Source organism: Paenibacillus polymyxa (genome assembly GCF_018614975.1).
Taxonomy (GTDB): Bacteria; Bacillota; Bacilli; order Paenibacillales; family Paenibacillaceae; genus Paenibacillus; species Paenibacillus polymyxa_E.
In genome coordinates this window covers 16,407-34,319 of the sequence record NZ_JAGGNR010000027.1, presented here as the reverse complement: position 1 = coordinate 34,319, position 17,913 = coordinate 16,407, and the positions used below count along the sequence as shown (strand labels likewise).

Below are 17,913 nucleotides of genomic sequence, written 5' to 3'. Positions count from 1 at the left end.
TTTAATGCCCTAAAGTAAGGGGGAGTATTTTTATAAATTGGACTATACTAAACATGTGAACAATATCCCATTATGAGGTAATATCAATCATATTATATAAAGTGTTTAACATACATAGAGACTAATTTGTGAACATTATACTATAAGCTTATGGCAAACCATAACGTGAAACTGGATGGTTGAGCGGGAAACATGGTATACTTTTCGGAAACAGGAATGAGTACGAGGGGAGGTGGATATCTATTGGGTAGGCGATATTGTAAATTGTCCAAATGGCGAATCTAGGTGGAGTTAAGCAAGGAACAATTGACAGCATGAGGGGTAACCCGATTTGAATGAAGAAGTTTCTGCATGTCATTGACTTCATCTTGAATTCCTGTTTTGGTTTTACAAGGTCAAACACGTACAACATATACAAATAGGATCATTATTCGATTTCATATAAGGCATACGCCATGATGAACGACAAACAGCGGATGAATGGTTAACGTAGTTAACGGATCACGCTGTAACTATCTCTGGAGGTGAATCCCTGAGAACCGGGGAAATCATTGGACATAATTACCATATTGAATATCGTTTTACTTATTATCTTGATTGCATTGACTGCATTTTTCGTAGCATCGGAGTTCGCTGTAGTCAAAATTCGTACATCAAGAGTAGATCAACTGGTTGCCGAAGGCAATAAAAAGGCTGTACTCGCTAAAAAAGTTGTCTCGGACCTGGATTATTATCTGTCAGCCTGTCAGCTCGGTATTACGGTCACTGCTCTAGGACTGGGAGCGCTCGGAAAGCCGACCGTTGAGAGGTTGTTATACCCGGTATTTGAATACCTGAACGTATCATCATCAGTCTCATCAATTGCTTCCTATGCGATTGCCTTTATCCTCGTCACGTTTTTGCACGTTGTTGTTGGTGAGATGGCACCGAAAACGCTGGCGATTCAATTTTCAGAAAAACTGACATTAATGCTTGCCCCATCACTATACTGGTTTGGTAAAATCATGTATCCGTTCATCTGGGCGCTTAATGGAACCTCTCGTGTCCTTCTGCGAGGATTCGGTGTAAAGCCTGCCAAACATGATCAAGCCTACTCGGAAGACGAGATCAAAATCATCATGAACCAGAGTTATGAAGGTGACGAGAACAACAAGACCAAGCTTTCATATCTGGAAAATGTATTTGTGTTCGATGAACGTGATGCCAAAGACATCATGGTCCCGCGTACGGAACTGGTGACGTTAGATCAGGAAATGACCTATGACGATATTATTCCTATATTGGATGAACATAACTATTCACGTTACCCTGTTATCGAGGGTGGGGACAAGGACCGCATTGTTGGCCTCGTGAATGTGAAAAAGATTTTGCCTGACATGGTTGCCGCAAGATCGTATCAATTGAGCGAGTTCGTTCGTGAGATCCCGTTCGTTTCTGAAGTTACAAGTATCCAGGATGCGATGATTAAAATGCAGCAGGAACGTGTACACATGGCCGTGGTCGTGGATGAATACGGCGGTACTTCGGGAATCATTACGATGGAGGATATTCTGGAGGAACTTGTCGGTGAGATTCGTGATGAATTCGATGCCGATGAGGTGGCTGATATTCAGGAGACCGGAGAGAATCAATATCTCATCAACGGCAGGGTACTTTTGGATGAAGTGGAGCGGCAGTTCGGGCTTATCTTCGAAGGTAATGAAGAGATGGATACCGTGGCCGGATGGATTCAGTACCAGAAGGGTGTAGGTGTGGAAAAAGGAGACAGGGTAGAACACGGCGATTATGTCTGGACCGTTGTGGACACTGAAAACTATCACATCAAGCAAGTTCTTCTGGAACGCATAAGCGGGGCTCAGGTCCAGGAAGCTACTAGCGATCTGGCATGATCTTGTCCGGAAATCTTTTAAAAATTTAAATATTTTTGCGATAACGGAGAGGGCAGAATAGACTGAAGAAGCGAAGCGTCCGCCTTTATCCCCGGATTTCCCCCTTTTATATAAGGAATAAAAAAATCTGGGGATAACAGCGGTCGGAAGGTTATTCTGTCATCGGAGTGGTCTGAGCAACCTTAATATAAATTTTACTTGGAGGTGAATCCCTCAACCTGAGGGAAATCATTGGACGGAATAATAGCCTTGAATTTATTTTTAGTAGCCGTATTTATAGGTCTGACAGCCTTTTTTGTTGGAGCCGAATTTGCAATTCTTAAAGTACGGATGTCCCGAATCGATCAATTGATCTCGGAAGGGAACAAAAAGGCAGTACTAGCCAAAAAAGTGGCGCACAACTTGGATTATTATCTGTCAGCATGTCAATTGGGGATTACGATCACGGCGCTGGTATTGGGAGCCTTGGGTGAACCTACTGTTGAGAAAATGCTGCATCCGCTGTTTGAGCGATTGGAAGTGCCGGCGGCATTGTCTACCGTGCTGTCCTATGGTATTGCTCTAGCGATTATTACGTTCCTGCACGTGGTTATTGGTGAATTAGCACCAAAAACACTGGCGATTCAGTTTGCAGAAAAAATGACGCTGTTGCTGGCACCACCACTGTACTGGTTTGGTAAAATCATGAATCCGTTCATTTATGCATTAAATGGAGCTGCTCGTCTGTTGCTTGGCATATTTGGTGTAAAACCTGCCGGGCATGATACCGTTCACTCCGAAGAAGAGCTGAAGCTGATTATGGCACAGAGCTTCGAGAGTGGCGAGATCAACCAGACGGAGCTGGACTATCTCAAAAACATTTTTGCTTTTGATGAGCGTCTGCTTCAGGAGATCATGATTCCACGAGATAAAATCGTTACGCTGAATAAGGAAATGCCGCTTGATCAGATCATTGAGATACTGAATCGACACGAATACACGCGATACCCTGTTATTGCGAATGGGGATCAGGCTCATTTTGTCGGCTTCATTAACACAAAAGAAATGCTGACGAGTGTGGCTGCGGGCAGAGACTTTAATATGGAGACTTTTGTTCACAATACGCCGAGTTTCTTCGAGCGTTCTCCAATCAAGGATGTACTGATCCAGATGCAGCAAAGCCGTGTACACATTGCAACCGTGAAAAACGAGGCAGGTGCTACGGTAGGTATGGTTACGATGGAGGATATCCTTGAAGAGATTGTCGGAGATATCAAGGATGAATACGAGCATAAAGATTTGGTGAATCCACCAAAAAGAATGAAATTGGTTTAAGAGTAGTAATACAAAGGTAATGCAGATTAACGAAGCTACGTAATCGTTCTAATGCTAAGCAGGTTCCCGATGTGATTGGGGCCTGCTTTTTGTATTAAATCTTAATTTTAAAATAAAAGCTTGCATAATGTAGTCCAATCGACTAATATAAATTTAAAGAATCTTAATTTAAAGATAGATGACGAAAATTAAAACAATAAAACAAGCTAAATAAGTCGAACTTATAACTTACACGTAGAAGAGGACAGAAAAGGGAGTGGAGATTATGTTCAGAACTTCAGGGATTCATCATATCACAGCTTTTGTTGACGATGCGCAGAAAAACGTTGATTTTTACGCAGGCGTGTTGGCGCTTAGACTGGTGAAAAAAACAATTAACTTTGATGCACCAGACGTGTATCACTTGTATTATGGGAATGAGCAGGGTGCACCGGGCACAATTATCACCTTTTTCCCACAGCAGAATTCAAGAAGAGGTGTTATTGGTTCAGGTCAGACTGGAGTTACCGTATATGCGGTACCTGTAGGAAGCCTGTCTTTCTGGAAAGAACGTCTTGCTTCCTTCGACATTCCATATGAAAATAAAACCAGATTTGGTGAGCAGTACATTCGTTTCTTCGACAAAGGGGGTCTGCTGCTTGAACTGGTTGAGCGTGAAGGCGGTCAGCCAAGCAACTGGAGTTTCAACGGTGTGACCCCGGAGCATGCCATCAAAGGATTTGGCGGAGCCGTATTGTTTAGCCACGTTCCTGAAAAAACCATGGACGTCTTGGTGAGCAAACTGGGTCTGGAGCAGGTCGGTGAAGAGAACGGACTCCTTCGTCTTCAGGCAAGCGGCGATATTGGTCAGATCATCGATATTCAGTCTACAGGCATCCAACGCGGGATTGGCGGAGCCGGAACGGTTCACCATATTGCATGGCGTGCGAAAGATTACGTGGAGCATGAACAAATTCAGCAGGATCTTGAACAATCCGGGTATCATCCAACGCCAGTCATTGACCGTCAATACTTCAACGCTGTGTATTTCCGGGAGCCGGGAGGTATACTGTTCGAACTGGCTACGGATCCTCCGGGATTTGCACGGGATGAACCAGCAGAGAGCATGGGTGAGAAGCTGATGTTGCCTGAATGGTATGAACCACAGCGCGAACAGATTGAACAATTGTTGCCACGAATTGAAGTACGTGAATGGAAAGGGGAGTCCAAATCATGACCACAACCAATACAATGAAACATATCTATAAAGCAGGTGCTCAGCCGGATGCGCCAACAATCCTGTTGCTTCATGGCACAGGGGGAACCGAGAACGATCTGATCGGTCTGGCGGAGATGATCGCACCAGGAGCCGGCATACTTGGGGTGCGGGGTAATGTATCGGAGAACGGGATGCCCCGTTTCTTCCGCCGTCTAGCCGAAGGCATTTTTGACGAAGAAGATCTGATTGCTCGTACGGCAGAGCTCGGATCTTTTGTAGATGCAGCTGCGGTGGAATACGGTTTTGATCGGTCTAACGTGTACGCACTGGGTTACTCTAACGGTGCCAACATTGCGGCAAGTTTGATCTTCCATCAAGCAGATGTATTCAAAGGTGCAATTCTGCATCATCCAATGGTACCGCTGCGCGGACTGGAATTGCCAGATCTGAAAGGTCTGCCTGTGTTCATTGGTGCAGGCGAGAACGATCCGATTGTACCAAGACGTGAAACGGAGGAACTTGCTTCGCTGCTGAGCGGTGCAGGTGCCGATGTAAACACGCATTGGGAGCGTCAGGGTCATCAGTTGACTCGTACCGAGGCAGAGGCTGCGGCAGCTTGGTTTAAGACACAGGCGTAAGTTGGTTGTTTCCTTATTGAATGAGCGGTATGATTAATCCAAAGTATTATGAAGCTAAAGCATTTAAAAACAGCCCTGATGGAAATTGAAATCGGGCTGTTTTTTTATATTTTTTATTGTTGGGTTGTGAAGCAAATAAAGAGCCGCTGTTATGTAAGCGTGACGAGTGGGGTAAACATTTGAATATGCAACAGTTGACGATGTATTCTTGTTATATTACTTAAATCCAACTAAAGATTTACATGATAACGGAGAAGACAGAAAAAAACTTGAAGAACGAAGTGTTCTGTCATCGGAGTGAAGTGTAAATTGTACTAACATCATGAACTGGAGGGGTTAATGTGGAACGTAACATTAAGGAACTGGTACAGCGGATGACACTGGAAGAAAAAGCGGGTATGTGCTCGGGACTGGACTTTTGGCATCTGAAAGGGGTGGAGCGTCTTGGCATTCCTTCCATCATGGTGACAGACGGACCTCATGGACTACGCAAGCAGGATGGAAGTGCAGATCATCTGGGTCTGACGTCGAGTGTTCCTGCAACCTGTTTCCCGTCTGCGGCAGGACTGGCTAGTTCATGGGACAAAGAGCTGGCGCGTCAGGTTGGGGTGGCCCTGGGTGAGGAATGTCAGGCCGAGGATGTAGCGGTATTGCTTGGTCCGGGTGTGAATATTAAACGTTCCCCACTGGGCGGACGTAATTTTGAATACTTTTCCGAAGATCCGTTGTTATCCACGCAGATGGCTACCGGTCATATTCAGGGTGTGCAGAGTCAGGGTGTGGGTACATCTCTCAAGCACTTTGCAGTCAATAATCAGGAAGAACGGCGCATGTCGATTGATGCGGTAGTAGATGAACGGACGCTTCGTGAGATCTATCTGGCGAGCTTTGAAGGTGCGGTGAAGGATGGACAGCCGTGGACGGTGATGTGTTCTTACAATAAGGTGAACGGTACGTATGCTGGTGAGAATGAATGGTTGCTTACCGACATCCTGAAGGACGAATGGGGACACGAAGGTCTTGTGGTATCAGACTGGGGCGCGGTCAATGAACGTGCAGACGCCCTTGCAGCAGGACTGGAACTGGAGATGCCAACAAGCGGTGGAATTGGTGAGCGTAAAGTGATTGACGCCGTGGAGAGTGGACAACTGCCGCTGGACAAGCTGGATCGGGCGGTGGAGCGTCTGCTTACGCTGATCTTCAATGCCGTTGATCAAAAGCAAGAAGGGGCTACATATAATAAGGAAGAGCACCATCAACTTGCGCGCAAGGTGGCAGCCGAGAGTATGGTTTTGCTGAAAAATGAGGAAGGTCTCCTGCCGCTGGGGCGTGAAGGCGAAGTGGCGTTAATCGGGGCATTTGCGCGGAAACCCCGCTTCCAGGGTGGCGGCAGTTCCCACATTAATCCGACCAAAGTGGATGATATTGTGGAAGAGATGACACAGGTGGCTGGCGAAGGTGTAACATTCTCCTATGCCCCAGGTTATCGGATTGAAGCCGATGATGTGGATGAAACGTTAATGCATGAGGCTGTTCAGGCAGCGCAATCAGCAGATACCGCCGTAGTGTTTGTTGGATTGCCGGATCGTTATGAATCCGAAGGGTATGATCGTGCCCATCTGCGTCTGCCTGACAATCATATTCGACTGATTGAAGAGATTGCGAAGGTTCAATCCCGAGTGGTCGTTGTGCTGAGCAACGGATCTCCAGTGGAGATGCCTTGGCTGCCTCAAGTACAAGCCGTGCTTGAAGCTTACCTTGGTGGACAGGCCGTTGGTGGAGCGATAGCTGATCTGTTGTATGGAGAGGTGAATCCGTCCGGTAAGCTGGCGGAGACGTTCCCTGCCAAGCTCAGCCATAATCCATCCTATCTGAATTTCCCGGGCGAGGGCGATCGTGTCGATTATCGGGAAGGCATTTTTGTCGGATATCGCTACTATGACAAAAAAGAGCTGGAGCCCCTGTTCCCGTTTGGCTATGGACTGAGTTATACAACATTTGAATATGCTGACTTGAAGGTAGACCGCACGGAACTGACCGATCAGGATGAAGTGAATGTACATTTCCGGGTCACCAATACCGGAGACAGAGCGGGCAAGGAGATTGTACAGCTGTACGTCAGCGACGTAGAGAGCACAGTTATTCGTCCCGTCAAAGAACTGAAAGCTTTTGCCAAAGTTGCTCTTGAACCTGGAGAGTCAAAAGTAGTGAGTTTTACACTGAATAAGCGTTCATTCGCCTATTACAATGTAGATATGAAGGACTGGCATGTGGAGACAGGGGAGTTCGAGCTTCAGGTGGGCAGCTCTTCCCGGGACATTCATGTGCATACACGTGTGAATGTCGAGTCTACAGCGACAATCCTTCCAACTTATACGCGTAATAGCACATTGGGTGATATCCAGCGTGATCCAGCCCATAAGAAGCTATTGGAACAGGCTCTGCAACAGTTCCAGGAAGCCAGCGGGTTCGGTGGTGAAGATGCCGGTGATCATGCGGATATGATGGATGCAATGATGAAATATATGCCGCTGCGTGCACTGGTTGCGTTTAGCGGTGGGGCCATGACGGAAGAAGCGATGAATGAACTTCTGGAGCAGCTGAACAAGAAGGATCATGGTATTCGGGGATAAGGCGCTACAGCCTTAAACCGAGTATTTGTTCTTCCTTGGATTAAGCGATTGTGCAATCCGTGCAGGAACTGCGCACGAAGCAACAAAATGTATATATGAGGACCAGCCGTATAGTGGCTGGTACAGTTACCCGATCTAATTATGGATCGGGTTTTCTTTTTGCATAAGGGAAAAGAGGGAGAAAGAACGGTGGGATGGGTGATGATCCTTGCAACGTGACATAAAGCGATAGAAACGACAGGACGGCTGTAATTTGATGAAGCAACATGGTTGTCGTAAAGGATGGATTATTCTATAATGAAGTAATTGATAATCATTTTCAATTAGATTCGGTGAAAGATGTCTATGCACGTAATCAGGAGGGGAATATGAATCCTAACCCTAGCTCACATACATTTGGTTCAAGTGCGTTTGTTCAGACCCGCGATGGTCGCAAACTACATTATATGTCCAGAGGAACAGGGGAACTTACGGTTGTATTTGAATCCGGCATGGGCGCCTCCAGATCGAACTGGGGACTGGTTGCACCCGCCATTGCTGAGCATGTACGGGCAGTTGTGTATGACAGGGCAGGGGCGGGACGAAGCGATGTGGACTCGGCTTCACGCAGCCTTGAACGCATTGCAGGGGACCTTGGGGAACTGCTGACAGCTCTGGGCCCGGGCCCATTCATTCTGGTTGGACATAGCTGGGGCGGTCCGATTGTACGGGCTGCGGCAGCTGCACATCTATCTCGATTACGTGGCATTATCCTGGTAGATCCATCAGACGAGCATTGTGAATTGTATTTTTCCAAGCTTACTAGAAAGAGCTTTGCCATCAATGGTTTCATTATTCCAATCATGGTGCGTACAGGCTTATACCGGTTGCTCGGCAGCAAAGCTGGACGTGTTCAGCCTGACGATGTGGCGGCGGATCACCTCAAGGAGGATTTCACTGCACAGGCAGCCAGCACGATGCTTGCGGAAGGTAAAACATTTCTGAATGACATGGCAGCGTTGTTGGAGCATCCCCCAGCTCTGGGAGATCTGGAAGTTAGCGTGATCTCGGGTACGAAACCGGGTAAGGGAGAGGGGAAAATCAGACCTGCCCTCATCACGGCGCATCGCCAGACGGTGAGCAAGCTATCCAATGCAAGATGGATTGGGGCTGATCAATCGGGACATATGGTTATGTATACAGACCCTCAGGTCATTATTGATGAGATTTTACGAATGATAAATGATGTGAGCTCAGGCGCAAGAATAGATCAAAAGTGATACAATACAAAGAAAAGCAGTGCGCGACATTGCTAGATAAGTTGAATTAATGATTTACACGATAACGGAGAGGACAGAAAGAACCTGAAAAAGCGAAGCGTGCGCCTAAAAGCTTTCTGAAAGAAAGCTGCATCGGAAGCATACGCTATCACCGGATTTTCCCCTTTAGAAAAGGGAATCGAAAAATCTGGGGATAACAGCGATTGGAGGGTTATTCTGTCATCGTAGTGTCAGTGTAAATAAACTTTAGTTCAACTTATTAACTTATATAGACCATAAAAGCGGAGTGTGGAGACAACATGAAACCAGTTGAACAAGAACCAACGGGAACCACAAGTCCCGGTCGTGCCAGTGTTGGCATGGAAGATATCGTGCGCGCACATCATGTGCTGCGTGAGGTCATTGTAAGAACGCCGTTGCAGCGGGACGCTGTATTGTCGGCCAAATATAACTGTAATGTGTATCTGAAAAGGGAAGACCTTCAAGTGGTGCGTTCCTTCAAAATACGGGGCGCCTATAATATGATTCGCAGTCTGACACCAGTCGAGATGGAGAAGGGGATTGTCTGTGCAAGTGCGGGCAACCATGCTCAGGGTGTTGCTTTTAGCTGTAATGCGCTCGGAATTAACGGCAAAATCTTCATGCCGAGTACCACGCCGAACCAGAAGGTGAAGCAAGTGAGACGTTTTGGCGGCAGCAACGTTGAAGTGGTGCTGATCGGAGATACGTATGATGATGCTTATGCAGAGGCCATGCGTGCATGTGATGAACAGGGCATGACGTTCATCCATCCTTTTGATCAACCGAAGATTATTGCAGGTAATGGTACGGTAGCGATGGAGATCATGGAAAGTCTCGATGAGAATGCCGACTATGTATTCGTGACGATTGGTGGCGGAGGGCTGGCAGCCGGCGTGGGAACCTACATGAAGACCGTGAGTCCAGAGACACGCATCATTGGAGTTGAGCCACTTGGGGCAGCTTCCATGAGTGAGGCGATGTTCCGCAAACAGGTTGTGACGTTGCATGATATAGATAAATTCGTGGATGGCGCAGCGGTGAAACGTGTTGGTGATCTCACCTTTGAGATCTGCAATAGTATACTTGATGACATTGTGAAAGTGCCAGAAGGCAAAGCCTGCACCACTATTCTGGAGTTATATAATGAAAATGCAATCGTGGTTGAGCCTGCCGGTTCCTTGGCTGTTGCGGCGCTGGAGCAGTACCGTGAACAAATTGTGGGCAAGACGGTGGTCTGCGTTATTAGCGGCGGGAACAACGATATCGACCGGATGCAGGAGATCAAGGAACGTTCCCTCATCTATGAAGGTCTGAAGTATTATTTCATGGTTAATTTCCCGCAGCGTGCAGGAGCTTTACGTGAATTCCTGGAGGAAGTTCTAGGGAAGAATGATGATATTACCCGATTTGAATATACGAAAAAGCATGATAAGGAAAATGGCCCTGCCTTGGTGGGGATCGAACTGATGTACAAGGAAGATTACCAACCGCTCATTGAACGCATGAACCGCAAAGGTATCGCCTATACCGAGCTGAACAAAAATTTAAATCTGTTCAACATGTTAATCTGATGAAACATTCCAGTATGCAGTCAGATCACCAAGAAACATCTCCTCTGATCAGACCTGCGCGCATAGAAGATGCAGATCAGGTCATTCCGTTACTGTATCAGGCGATCGGGGACATTGCTTACTCGCTAGCGGGTGAGGCGGATCATGAGAAGGCGATGCAGATTTTGCAGGAGTTTTATGTGCAGGAAAACAACCGGATTAGCTATCGTCATGTGACGGTAATGGAGCAGGATGGGCTGATTGCGGGGATTCTGGTAGCCTATGATGGCGGAGAAGCAGATCGTCTGGACCAGCCGATTCTGGATCGACCTGGACGAAGCCGGGAAGAGAAGTATGCATTGGTCAAAGAGACCCGTCCGGGTGAGTATTATCTGGATACTCTCTCGGTAAGTGAAGCTTATCAGGGGCAGGGCATCGGCCGGGCATTGATGGCTGCTTTTGAGCAGCAGGGCAGAGATCTGGATCACTCGCAGGTATCCCTGATTGTAGAACGAGACAACGGCCGTGCGCTAATGCTGTATGAACGGCAGGGATATGTCAAAGACGATGTGATTGTCATCGCAGGACATGAGTACAATCATATGGTCAAGCCACTTCAATAGAGCAAGGAGCTGACGGGTTAAGTCAGTTTTTACGATTGAAGCAAGAAGAAACCGCGACAGGGGTGAATCCTGTAGCGGTTTTTGTCGTGGTTAACTGTTGGAATGTAGCCTGAATGCTGGCCCTTATTAACTCTGGGAACAGATTAACTTAATAATTCGCATAGTCGCTGACCGGCACATTCTGCTCAAGCCACTTCTCGACAGCGGGCGTTTTCTCGAATTTGGCTTCGGTTACGATGTCCATGAACTTTTCGAGTTTGGTCAGGAAGGCACTGTCTTCGGATGAGTTACGTTGTAAGACAGCTTTGTAACCTTTCTGGGCATTGGCTGTCATTTTGTTCGTTTCATAGTCAAAAAGAGGTGTGTTGTTCAGGCCATAAAACGTATACAAGGTATAGTTATTCATCAGGTTGTTCACTTGTTTTACCCGATTGGACTTCGGATATTCGTTCAGGAATCGTTCCTGATTCAAAGCGCGATTGAGTATATCCTGATAGCCAATGACCAGTGCACCATCATCGGCGGCAAGGTTGCTGGTTTCGACTGCCATAATATTAATGTATTGTTTGATGTCTGGTTTCACGTACGAGATATATTTTTGAAAAGCCATATAATTCATGATCGGATAGAGGGAACCTTCCAGCATAACCAGGCGATAACCGCTATCCCGTGCCTGCTGGAGCAGTGCACGCAGACTGGTGTCGTTGTTGCGAGACATGAGTTGGGTGAAGCTATCATTCAACTTGTAAGCCTTGATCATCTTGTCCTGAACATTAGGAACGAGCAGGCGGTCTGTCATGGCGCTTAGCGCCTTCAGGCGAGCATTCTCCAATTGAAGCACCATCAGGGTGGCGTGATGCTTTGTTACTTTTTTGATATGAGATTCGAGATAAGTATCCGCGGCAGGCAAGCCGTTCTTTTTGTAGAGCATGGACTGAAATGTTTTATATATCGTTGTTGAACTGGCAGTCGTGACTTTGGGTTCTGTACTGGAAGATGCGGCAGCAGCGACTCCGGATAATGGAGCGATAGCCGTTTGGAGCAGCATGAGGATGGCGGTGGCTGTAATGAAGGTGCGCATGCCTTTACGTGTGACAGAGTGGAACGATGATGTCATAGATATGAACCTCCCGTAGTTAAGAAAATGATAGGCGTTGTTCACTAGTCACTATACATTAACGCAATTGGGGCAGGATGTGGTTGCGGAATGATGACAAATTCTTCTGTTATTTTTAACTTTTGGAGGGTGGAAGATAGAGGGAGATTTCTGAGAAAATATTTTTTGTACAACTGGAAACTTTTAAGCTGATCGGAACGTCTTAAATGTGCATAGGTAAATACAGGAATTAATGAAAAGAACAGCGAATCTATTTCGATGTTAACTACAGGTGAGAATGGGGATATGGGATATGAGGAAAGCGGGAGGAAAACAAGTGAAGAAGGTCATGTCAGCGCTGGCTGTATCGGCCATGCTGATGTCCGCACTTCCAACGTCGGTTATGGATGCAGCTGCGAGGATCAGCATATATATTAATGATGCAGAGTTATCATCTGCTCAGGCACCTGTGATGAAAGGTGGACGCGTACTGGTTCCGCTTCGGTCGATTTTTGAAGGATTGGACGCGAAGGTACAGTACACGAACAGAACCAAAACGATTGTTGCAACTCGCGACGATCAGGAAGTTACTTTGAAACTTGGTTCCAAAACGGCATACATCAACGGGGAAGCGATATCGCTGGATGTACCTGCGAACACGATTAAGGGCAACACGATGGTTCCGATTCGTTTTGTCAGTGAAGCTTTTGGAGAAAAAGTATTCTGGAACTCACGTAATCAACGTGTAGATATCAAGACAACGGCCACACCTCCAGTGGATGAGACACAATATGCTGCATGGAACATCTACGGGGCGGTATCTGGAAGTAATGGAGATGGTCGTGACCTGACCGTGAGCTTCACACGTCCAACTTCAGAGAAGGCGGTATCTGCTTACCGGATTATGCTGGTGAAGACTCGCGATGTGAATAGCTTTACGGAGTCCTCAGCAACTGCCGTACCTTCTGCGAACTATACATCTGTTACACCAAATGGCAGCAACCCGAAACTGACACTTAACGCACAGACACGTGACGTGAACGGGGATCTGCTCAATAGTAATGAAACGTATCGTCTGTATGTACTGACTGTTGGAAACAGCAGCAATAATTATAAAAATGCATTGAATTGGTCTTCCCAAGCCTTGAAGCTCAATAATGTGAAATCCACAGTACAGGCGGTTACAAGTCTGCGTGCCGCAGATATTAGTGACTATGGCGATGGCCGCGATCTGGAGATTAACTTCACGCAGCCGAGCACGACATCGAACATTACATATTATCGTGCTTTTGTTGTTAAAGCGAAGGACTCTTCTGCGTTTAATCTGGCTGCAGCGAACAAAGTATCCAGTGCAAACTCCACGATCATATACAAAGGAAACAGTACCGCAGTGAAAAGCCAGCTAACTTCTTCGACACGGGATACGTCCGGCGAATTGATCAAAAGCGGTACAGCATATGTAGTGTATATCTTGTCGGTAAGCACTAATACAATAACAGACAGCAAGCTGTCCGCAGCATCATCTTCACTTACGCTGTCCGTGAACACAGCAACGTCTCCAGTAATTACGCAAGTGAGAGACAACTCGGATTATGGAGATGGTCGTGACATTCAGGTGAGCTTCAACCGTTCATCGGATGAATCCAAGGTGGCGAATTATCGCGTCTTTGTGGTGCGCAACTCGGTTGCCAGCAGCTTCAATCTGACAAACGCGAGTAACCTGTCCTCCAGTCTGTACTATACGGTGAATAAAACAGGTAACAATATTACAACGACTTTGCCTTCATCCATGAAGGACACAAGTGGTTATAATGTAACGAATCTGCAAGATTATCGCATCTTTGTGATGGCGGTGGGCAATCAGCAAAATGGATACACCAATGCACTGTCAGCTTCCTCCACTGTGCTGAGACTGACAACGAACGGTAACGCGGGAGTTATTAGTAACCTGGCTGTTGCGGATATTGGTGACTACGGTGATGGGCGCGATCTGAGGGTTTCGTTCAACAAAGCCGCGGATGAATCTAAAATCTCTGCCTACCGAGTATATGTAGTTCGTTCCGCTAACGTAGGTAGCTTCACGCTGAGCGCCGCTAATGCGTCGAACAACTATACACAGGTGAACAAAACGGGTGGTAACCTGTCCGTGACGCTTCCAAACTATGCGGTAGATACCAATGGTTACACCATTACCAATAACGTTGCTTATCGGGTATTCGTGCTGTCGGTGAACAACAACGGAAACTCCAGTCAGAATGCTTTGTCTGGTTACTCTTCCCAAATTACGCTGACACAAAACGCGGCTGTTACGGCTCCGAGCAATGTAGTACCATCTGATATTGGGGATACTGGAAATGGTAGTGATCTGCGTGTGACGTTTAATAAATCCGCAGATGAGACAAATGTAAGAGAATATCGATTGTTTGTAGTGAAGGCGGGTAGCACGTTTAATCTGAACACAGCGAATGCAGTGAACAGCGCGTATTACAGAACCGTCAGCAAAACGGGAGCTAATCAGACTGTTAATTTTACAAGTACTTCGAGAACAGTGAATAACGAACCGATTCTTAATGATGTGGCATACCAAGTATATGTAATGGCTGTGAATAACAATGCTTCTCTGACGAATGCATTGTCATCGCCTTCCGGTGCCATTACTCTAACTTCAGCTACTGCCGTGGCAGCAGTGAGTAATGTGAATGTGACCGTCAAAGATCAGGGACAACAGGCAGGTAACCCTTCCGATGTAACTATCAATTTTGCCAAAGCATCGAATGAAACGGGAATTGCTAAATATCGTATTTTCATCGTGCCCACAAATCAGGTAAGTGGTTTCACTACAAGTACAGCACTTGGCATTAATTTCTATACTGATCTGGAGACAAGTAGTGCAGGTACTTCAATCGTATTGAACAGTGGATACCGTGATATTAACGACCGTGCGCTTTCCGTTGGACAGAAATACAAAGTGTTTGTTATGTCGCTGTCCAATAGTACATCTCGCGCATCCAATCTATCACCAGCTTCCAATGAGTTTAATATCTTTGCACAAGCAACTGCGGTTCAAACTGCCACTATAACAGGCCTTCAAAATACAAGTACTGTAGACGAGGCAAGTTATAAGCTTACCTTTACTAAACCATCTCCTGAAACTGGAATTTCTGAATACCGACTCTTTATTGTTAAAGGAAAAGATAATTTGGATATTACTACAGCAAGCTCTAACACTAGCTACCCAATTGGAAATCCTGCAGCGGTTGAAGTTACTTTAACGAAATCAGCTATAGATTCAACTGGAGCCAATCTGGTGGAAGGAGGCGAGTACAAGGTGTATATTCTTTCAGTTGCTGCAAATACAACAACGAATAAACATACACCTTCAGGCCCATCGGATACATTCAAGCTTGAAAAAGCTCAGCCTACGCCTACACAGGAGCAGACGTCTACTACCAATCCACCAGCCTCAAGTGAGGGGCAAACACCTCCACAGGGGTGAATATAAAAATTTACACTGAAACAAACTCGAACACCCTTTCCATCCGGAAAGGGTGTTTTCATTATGTATGAACGACAATCGTCTGGCGTGAATTTCAAACTCGCTTTTTGAAAATCTTGTCGTCAAAAAGGTTCCTTAGACCAATGTTGCATTTGAACCAATTATTGGATAATAAAGGGAAGTTGGCTATATAGATTGAACTAACATTTACATGAAACGGAGTGGCCAGTGTAAATATCTTTAGTTCACCTTATGTAGAAGCCTATGAGCCGAAAGGAATGATGGAATGCTTGCGTTTCGTTTGACGGGCCTGCCGGATTCCCGGTTGCCGTTGTACCTGTATTGTGTGGGCACGCAGGAAGAGAAAGTTCTGCATAGACCGGATGGATTTCCGGTGTATCAGTTGTTTTTGTCACGCCATGGAGAAGGGCAGTTCAAGATACCGGGAAAAGGGACATGGACGATGGGAGCAGGGCAGTTATTCATCGTGGAACCTGAGATTGCGCATGAGTATGTGCCTCATTCCAAATCCAAAGGAGAACTGGGTTATATCGGTATTGGCGGTGCATCGGCTGGATCAGTACTACAATCCACGGGTTTGCTTCAGAACGAGGCGTACCATATCTCAGGTTTTGAAATCATCTGGTCACGCATGACCAATCTCTGGCATGCGCTGGATCAAGGAGCAACGGAGATGTGGAACACATCAGCCCTCATCTACCAGCTCATTTTGGATCTAGCACAATCGAAAATACCATCTGATGTCGGCATCGGAGGTATTGGATCATCTAGGGCACAGGACGGCACTGTAACACGTTCTAATCGGGAGACCGATCCGAGCAAGGATGCACTCGTCCGAGCAGTAGCATTGATGCATACTCACTACCAGGACGATCTGTTATTGAAGCACATCGCTGACGCAGTGGGATATTCGGTGCAGCATCTCAACCGACTATTTCACCAGCATTATGGCGTGACAGGACATCAATATATGCAGCGATTACGTTTGCAGAAGGCTTCGGACTGGATGGACAAGCATCCACGAGCAAGTGTACGAGAGGCGGCAGAGACCGTAGGCATGGAAGTGAACTATTTTATCCGGATGTTCAAGCGGGAGTTTGGAGAGACACCGGGCAAAGGAATCAAACATCGGAACCAGCTCCAAATGGAAAAAGACCTCACGAGTTCGTGAAGTCCCTTAATCGATTATATAACGTGTTATGCTGTTTTCTTTTGTCCAAATAAAGGCCTTAACGTTGCAAGCCCGAAAATGCCGATCACCGCACTCACCCACGGAGCCAGTGCAAATACCGGAAGATTATCACGAAGTGGATACCCTACAAACAGCACAAGGACTACGATGACGATGTAGATGATGATTCCCTTAAGGTTAACCTTAGGTACGGTGTTCTTGTCTGTTCCTTCATCGTCCGGTCGCTCAGCAAGGCGGCGAAGCATTTCCACCAATGCAATCCCGCCAACTGCCGCAACGATCAGAGAGAACAGACTGATGTGTTGGAACGGTTCCGTATCTCCGCCAGTCCAACCCACGAACAATCCCACACCTCCTTGAATCAACATGACAAAAGACAAAGCCGCCCAAGCGATCATGACATACCACTTTGGTGTCCGTTTCACAGGCTCTGGATTCTCAGTTGGCTGTGGTTCTAAAGCGTTGGCTTTCTTTTTCGATGAAGCTGCTGGACTATTACCACGAGTTGGACTGGATTTACCCACCTCAACGACAGCCGTTTTCTCCGGTGCTGTATTTGTAATCCCAAGCTGTGCAAGGATGTCTTGTTCCAGATCAGGTCCGTATAACTCGCGAGCGGATTTGTTATCTCGCTGAGCCTGTACGATCGCTTTTCCTGCGGAGAGTATCCACTCTTCCTGTGTTCTCTCGTCGGCTGGCGCATGACGCGCAATTGTACTGATCTCGTCATACAGTTTCACATGTTCAGGTGTCATTCGACTCATCTCGGTGATTTGCCGATTCTGTATTTCTTTAAGCTTCTTATAGGAAATCCCCAATGATTGCTCCCCCTGTCTACACACGTTCTGATCTTCCAATTGTCTGAAGACCCTGACGGTATTTTAGTATACGGGAAGGGCTCTCGTTTCGCAAAGTCATTCCTTATAAAAAAGCTGCTCATGGTGGACCCATATCCATACACAGGCCAGTATAACACAGGTGCA

At 46.5% G+C, this 17,913-nt stretch carries 12 protein-coding genes; 10 read left to right on the top strand and 2 right to left on the bottom strand.

Going from position 1 to position 17,913, the window contains the following annotated elements; genetic code table 11:
- Positions 1-551: 551 nt before the first annotated feature.
- From J7E78_RS20760 to J7E78_RS20725, 8 genes are all read left to right on the top strand, one after another.
- Positions 552-1,889, top strand: a complete 1,338-nt coding sequence (locus J7E78_RS20760; RefSeq protein ID WP_215078015.1) for a hemolysin family protein — start codon at positions 552-554, stop codon at positions 1,887-1,889.
- A gap of 231 nt (positions 1,890-2,120) precedes the next feature.
- Complete coding sequence (locus J7E78_RS20755; RefSeq protein WP_215078014.1) at positions 2,121-3,203, top strand: hemolysin family protein; 1,083 nt, start codon at positions 2,121-2,123, stop codon at positions 3,201-3,203.
- 265 nt (positions 3,204-3,468) lie between these two features.
- Entirely contained in the window at positions 3,469-4,419 is a 951-nt protein-coding gene (locus tag J7E78_RS20750) for a ring-cleaving dioxygenase (protein WP_251035167.1), read from the top strand.
- 14 nt (positions 4,420-4,433) lie between these two features.
- Positions 4,434-5,039 carry an alpha/beta hydrolase gene (locus J7E78_RS20745; RefSeq protein WP_036668429.1) on the top strand — a complete coding sequence of 202 codons (606 nt, stop codon included), beginning with the start codon at positions 4,434-4,436 and terminating at the stop codon, positions 5,037-5,039.
- A gap of 341 nt (positions 5,040-5,380) precedes the next feature.
- Positions 5,381-7,672, top strand: a complete 2,292-nt coding sequence (locus J7E78_RS20740; RefSeq protein WP_215078013.1) for a beta-glucosidase family protein — start codon at positions 5,381-5,383, stop codon at positions 7,670-7,672.
- Positions 7,673-8,040: 368 nt separating this feature from the next.
- The gene (locus J7E78_RS20735) at positions 8,041-8,931 is read left to right on the top strand and encodes an alpha/beta fold hydrolase (RefSeq protein ID WP_215078012.1); all 891 of its coding nucleotides are present in this window, start codon (positions 8,041-8,043) and stop codon (positions 8,929-8,931) included.
- A gap of 299 nt (positions 8,932-9,230) precedes the next feature.
- The gene (gene ilvA, locus J7E78_RS20730) at positions 9,231-10,523 is read left to right on the top strand and encodes a threonine ammonia-lyase IlvA (RefSeq protein ID WP_215078011.1); all 1,293 of its coding nucleotides are present in this window, start codon (positions 9,231-9,233) and stop codon (positions 10,521-10,523) included.
- A gap of 14 nt (positions 10,524-10,537) precedes the next feature.
- Complete coding sequence (locus J7E78_RS20725) at positions 10,538-11,125, top strand: GNAT family N-acetyltransferase (protein WP_215078010.1); 588 nt, start codon at positions 10,538-10,540, stop codon at positions 11,123-11,125.
- A 148-nt stretch (positions 11,126-11,273) separates the two neighbouring features.
- Here J7E78_RS20725 and J7E78_RS20720 read toward each other — a convergent pair whose 3' ends face one another.
- The gene (locus J7E78_RS20720) at positions 11,274-12,242 is read right to left on the bottom strand and encodes a hypothetical protein (protein WP_215078009.1); all 969 of its coding nucleotides are present in this window, start codon (positions 12,240-12,242) and stop codon (positions 11,274-11,276) included.
- 316 nt (positions 12,243-12,558) lie between these two features.
- On the opposite strand from J7E78_RS20720, the gene J7E78_RS20715 reads away from it, so the two are divergent.
- Together J7E78_RS20715 and J7E78_RS20710 are read left to right on the top strand one after the other, a co-directional pair.
- Positions 12,559-15,717, top strand: a complete 3,159-nt coding sequence (locus tag J7E78_RS20715; RefSeq protein WP_215078008.1) for a copper amine oxidase N-terminal domain-containing protein — start codon at positions 12,559-12,561, stop codon at positions 15,715-15,717.
- A 286-nt stretch (positions 15,718-16,003) separates the two neighbouring features.
- A complete protein-coding gene (locus tag J7E78_RS20710; protein WP_215078007.1) occupies positions 16,004-16,909 on the top strand; it encodes an AraC family transcriptional regulator in 906 nt (301 codons plus the stop codon).
- 26 nt (positions 16,910-16,935) lie between these two features.
- Here J7E78_RS20710 and J7E78_RS20705 read toward each other — a convergent pair whose 3' ends face one another.
- Positions 16,936-17,748, bottom strand: coding sequence for a hypothetical protein (locus J7E78_RS20705; protein ID WP_215078006.1), 813 nt, complete (start codon positions 17,746-17,748; stop codon positions 16,936-16,938).
- Between the last annotated feature and the right edge of the window lie 165 nt (positions 17,749-17,913).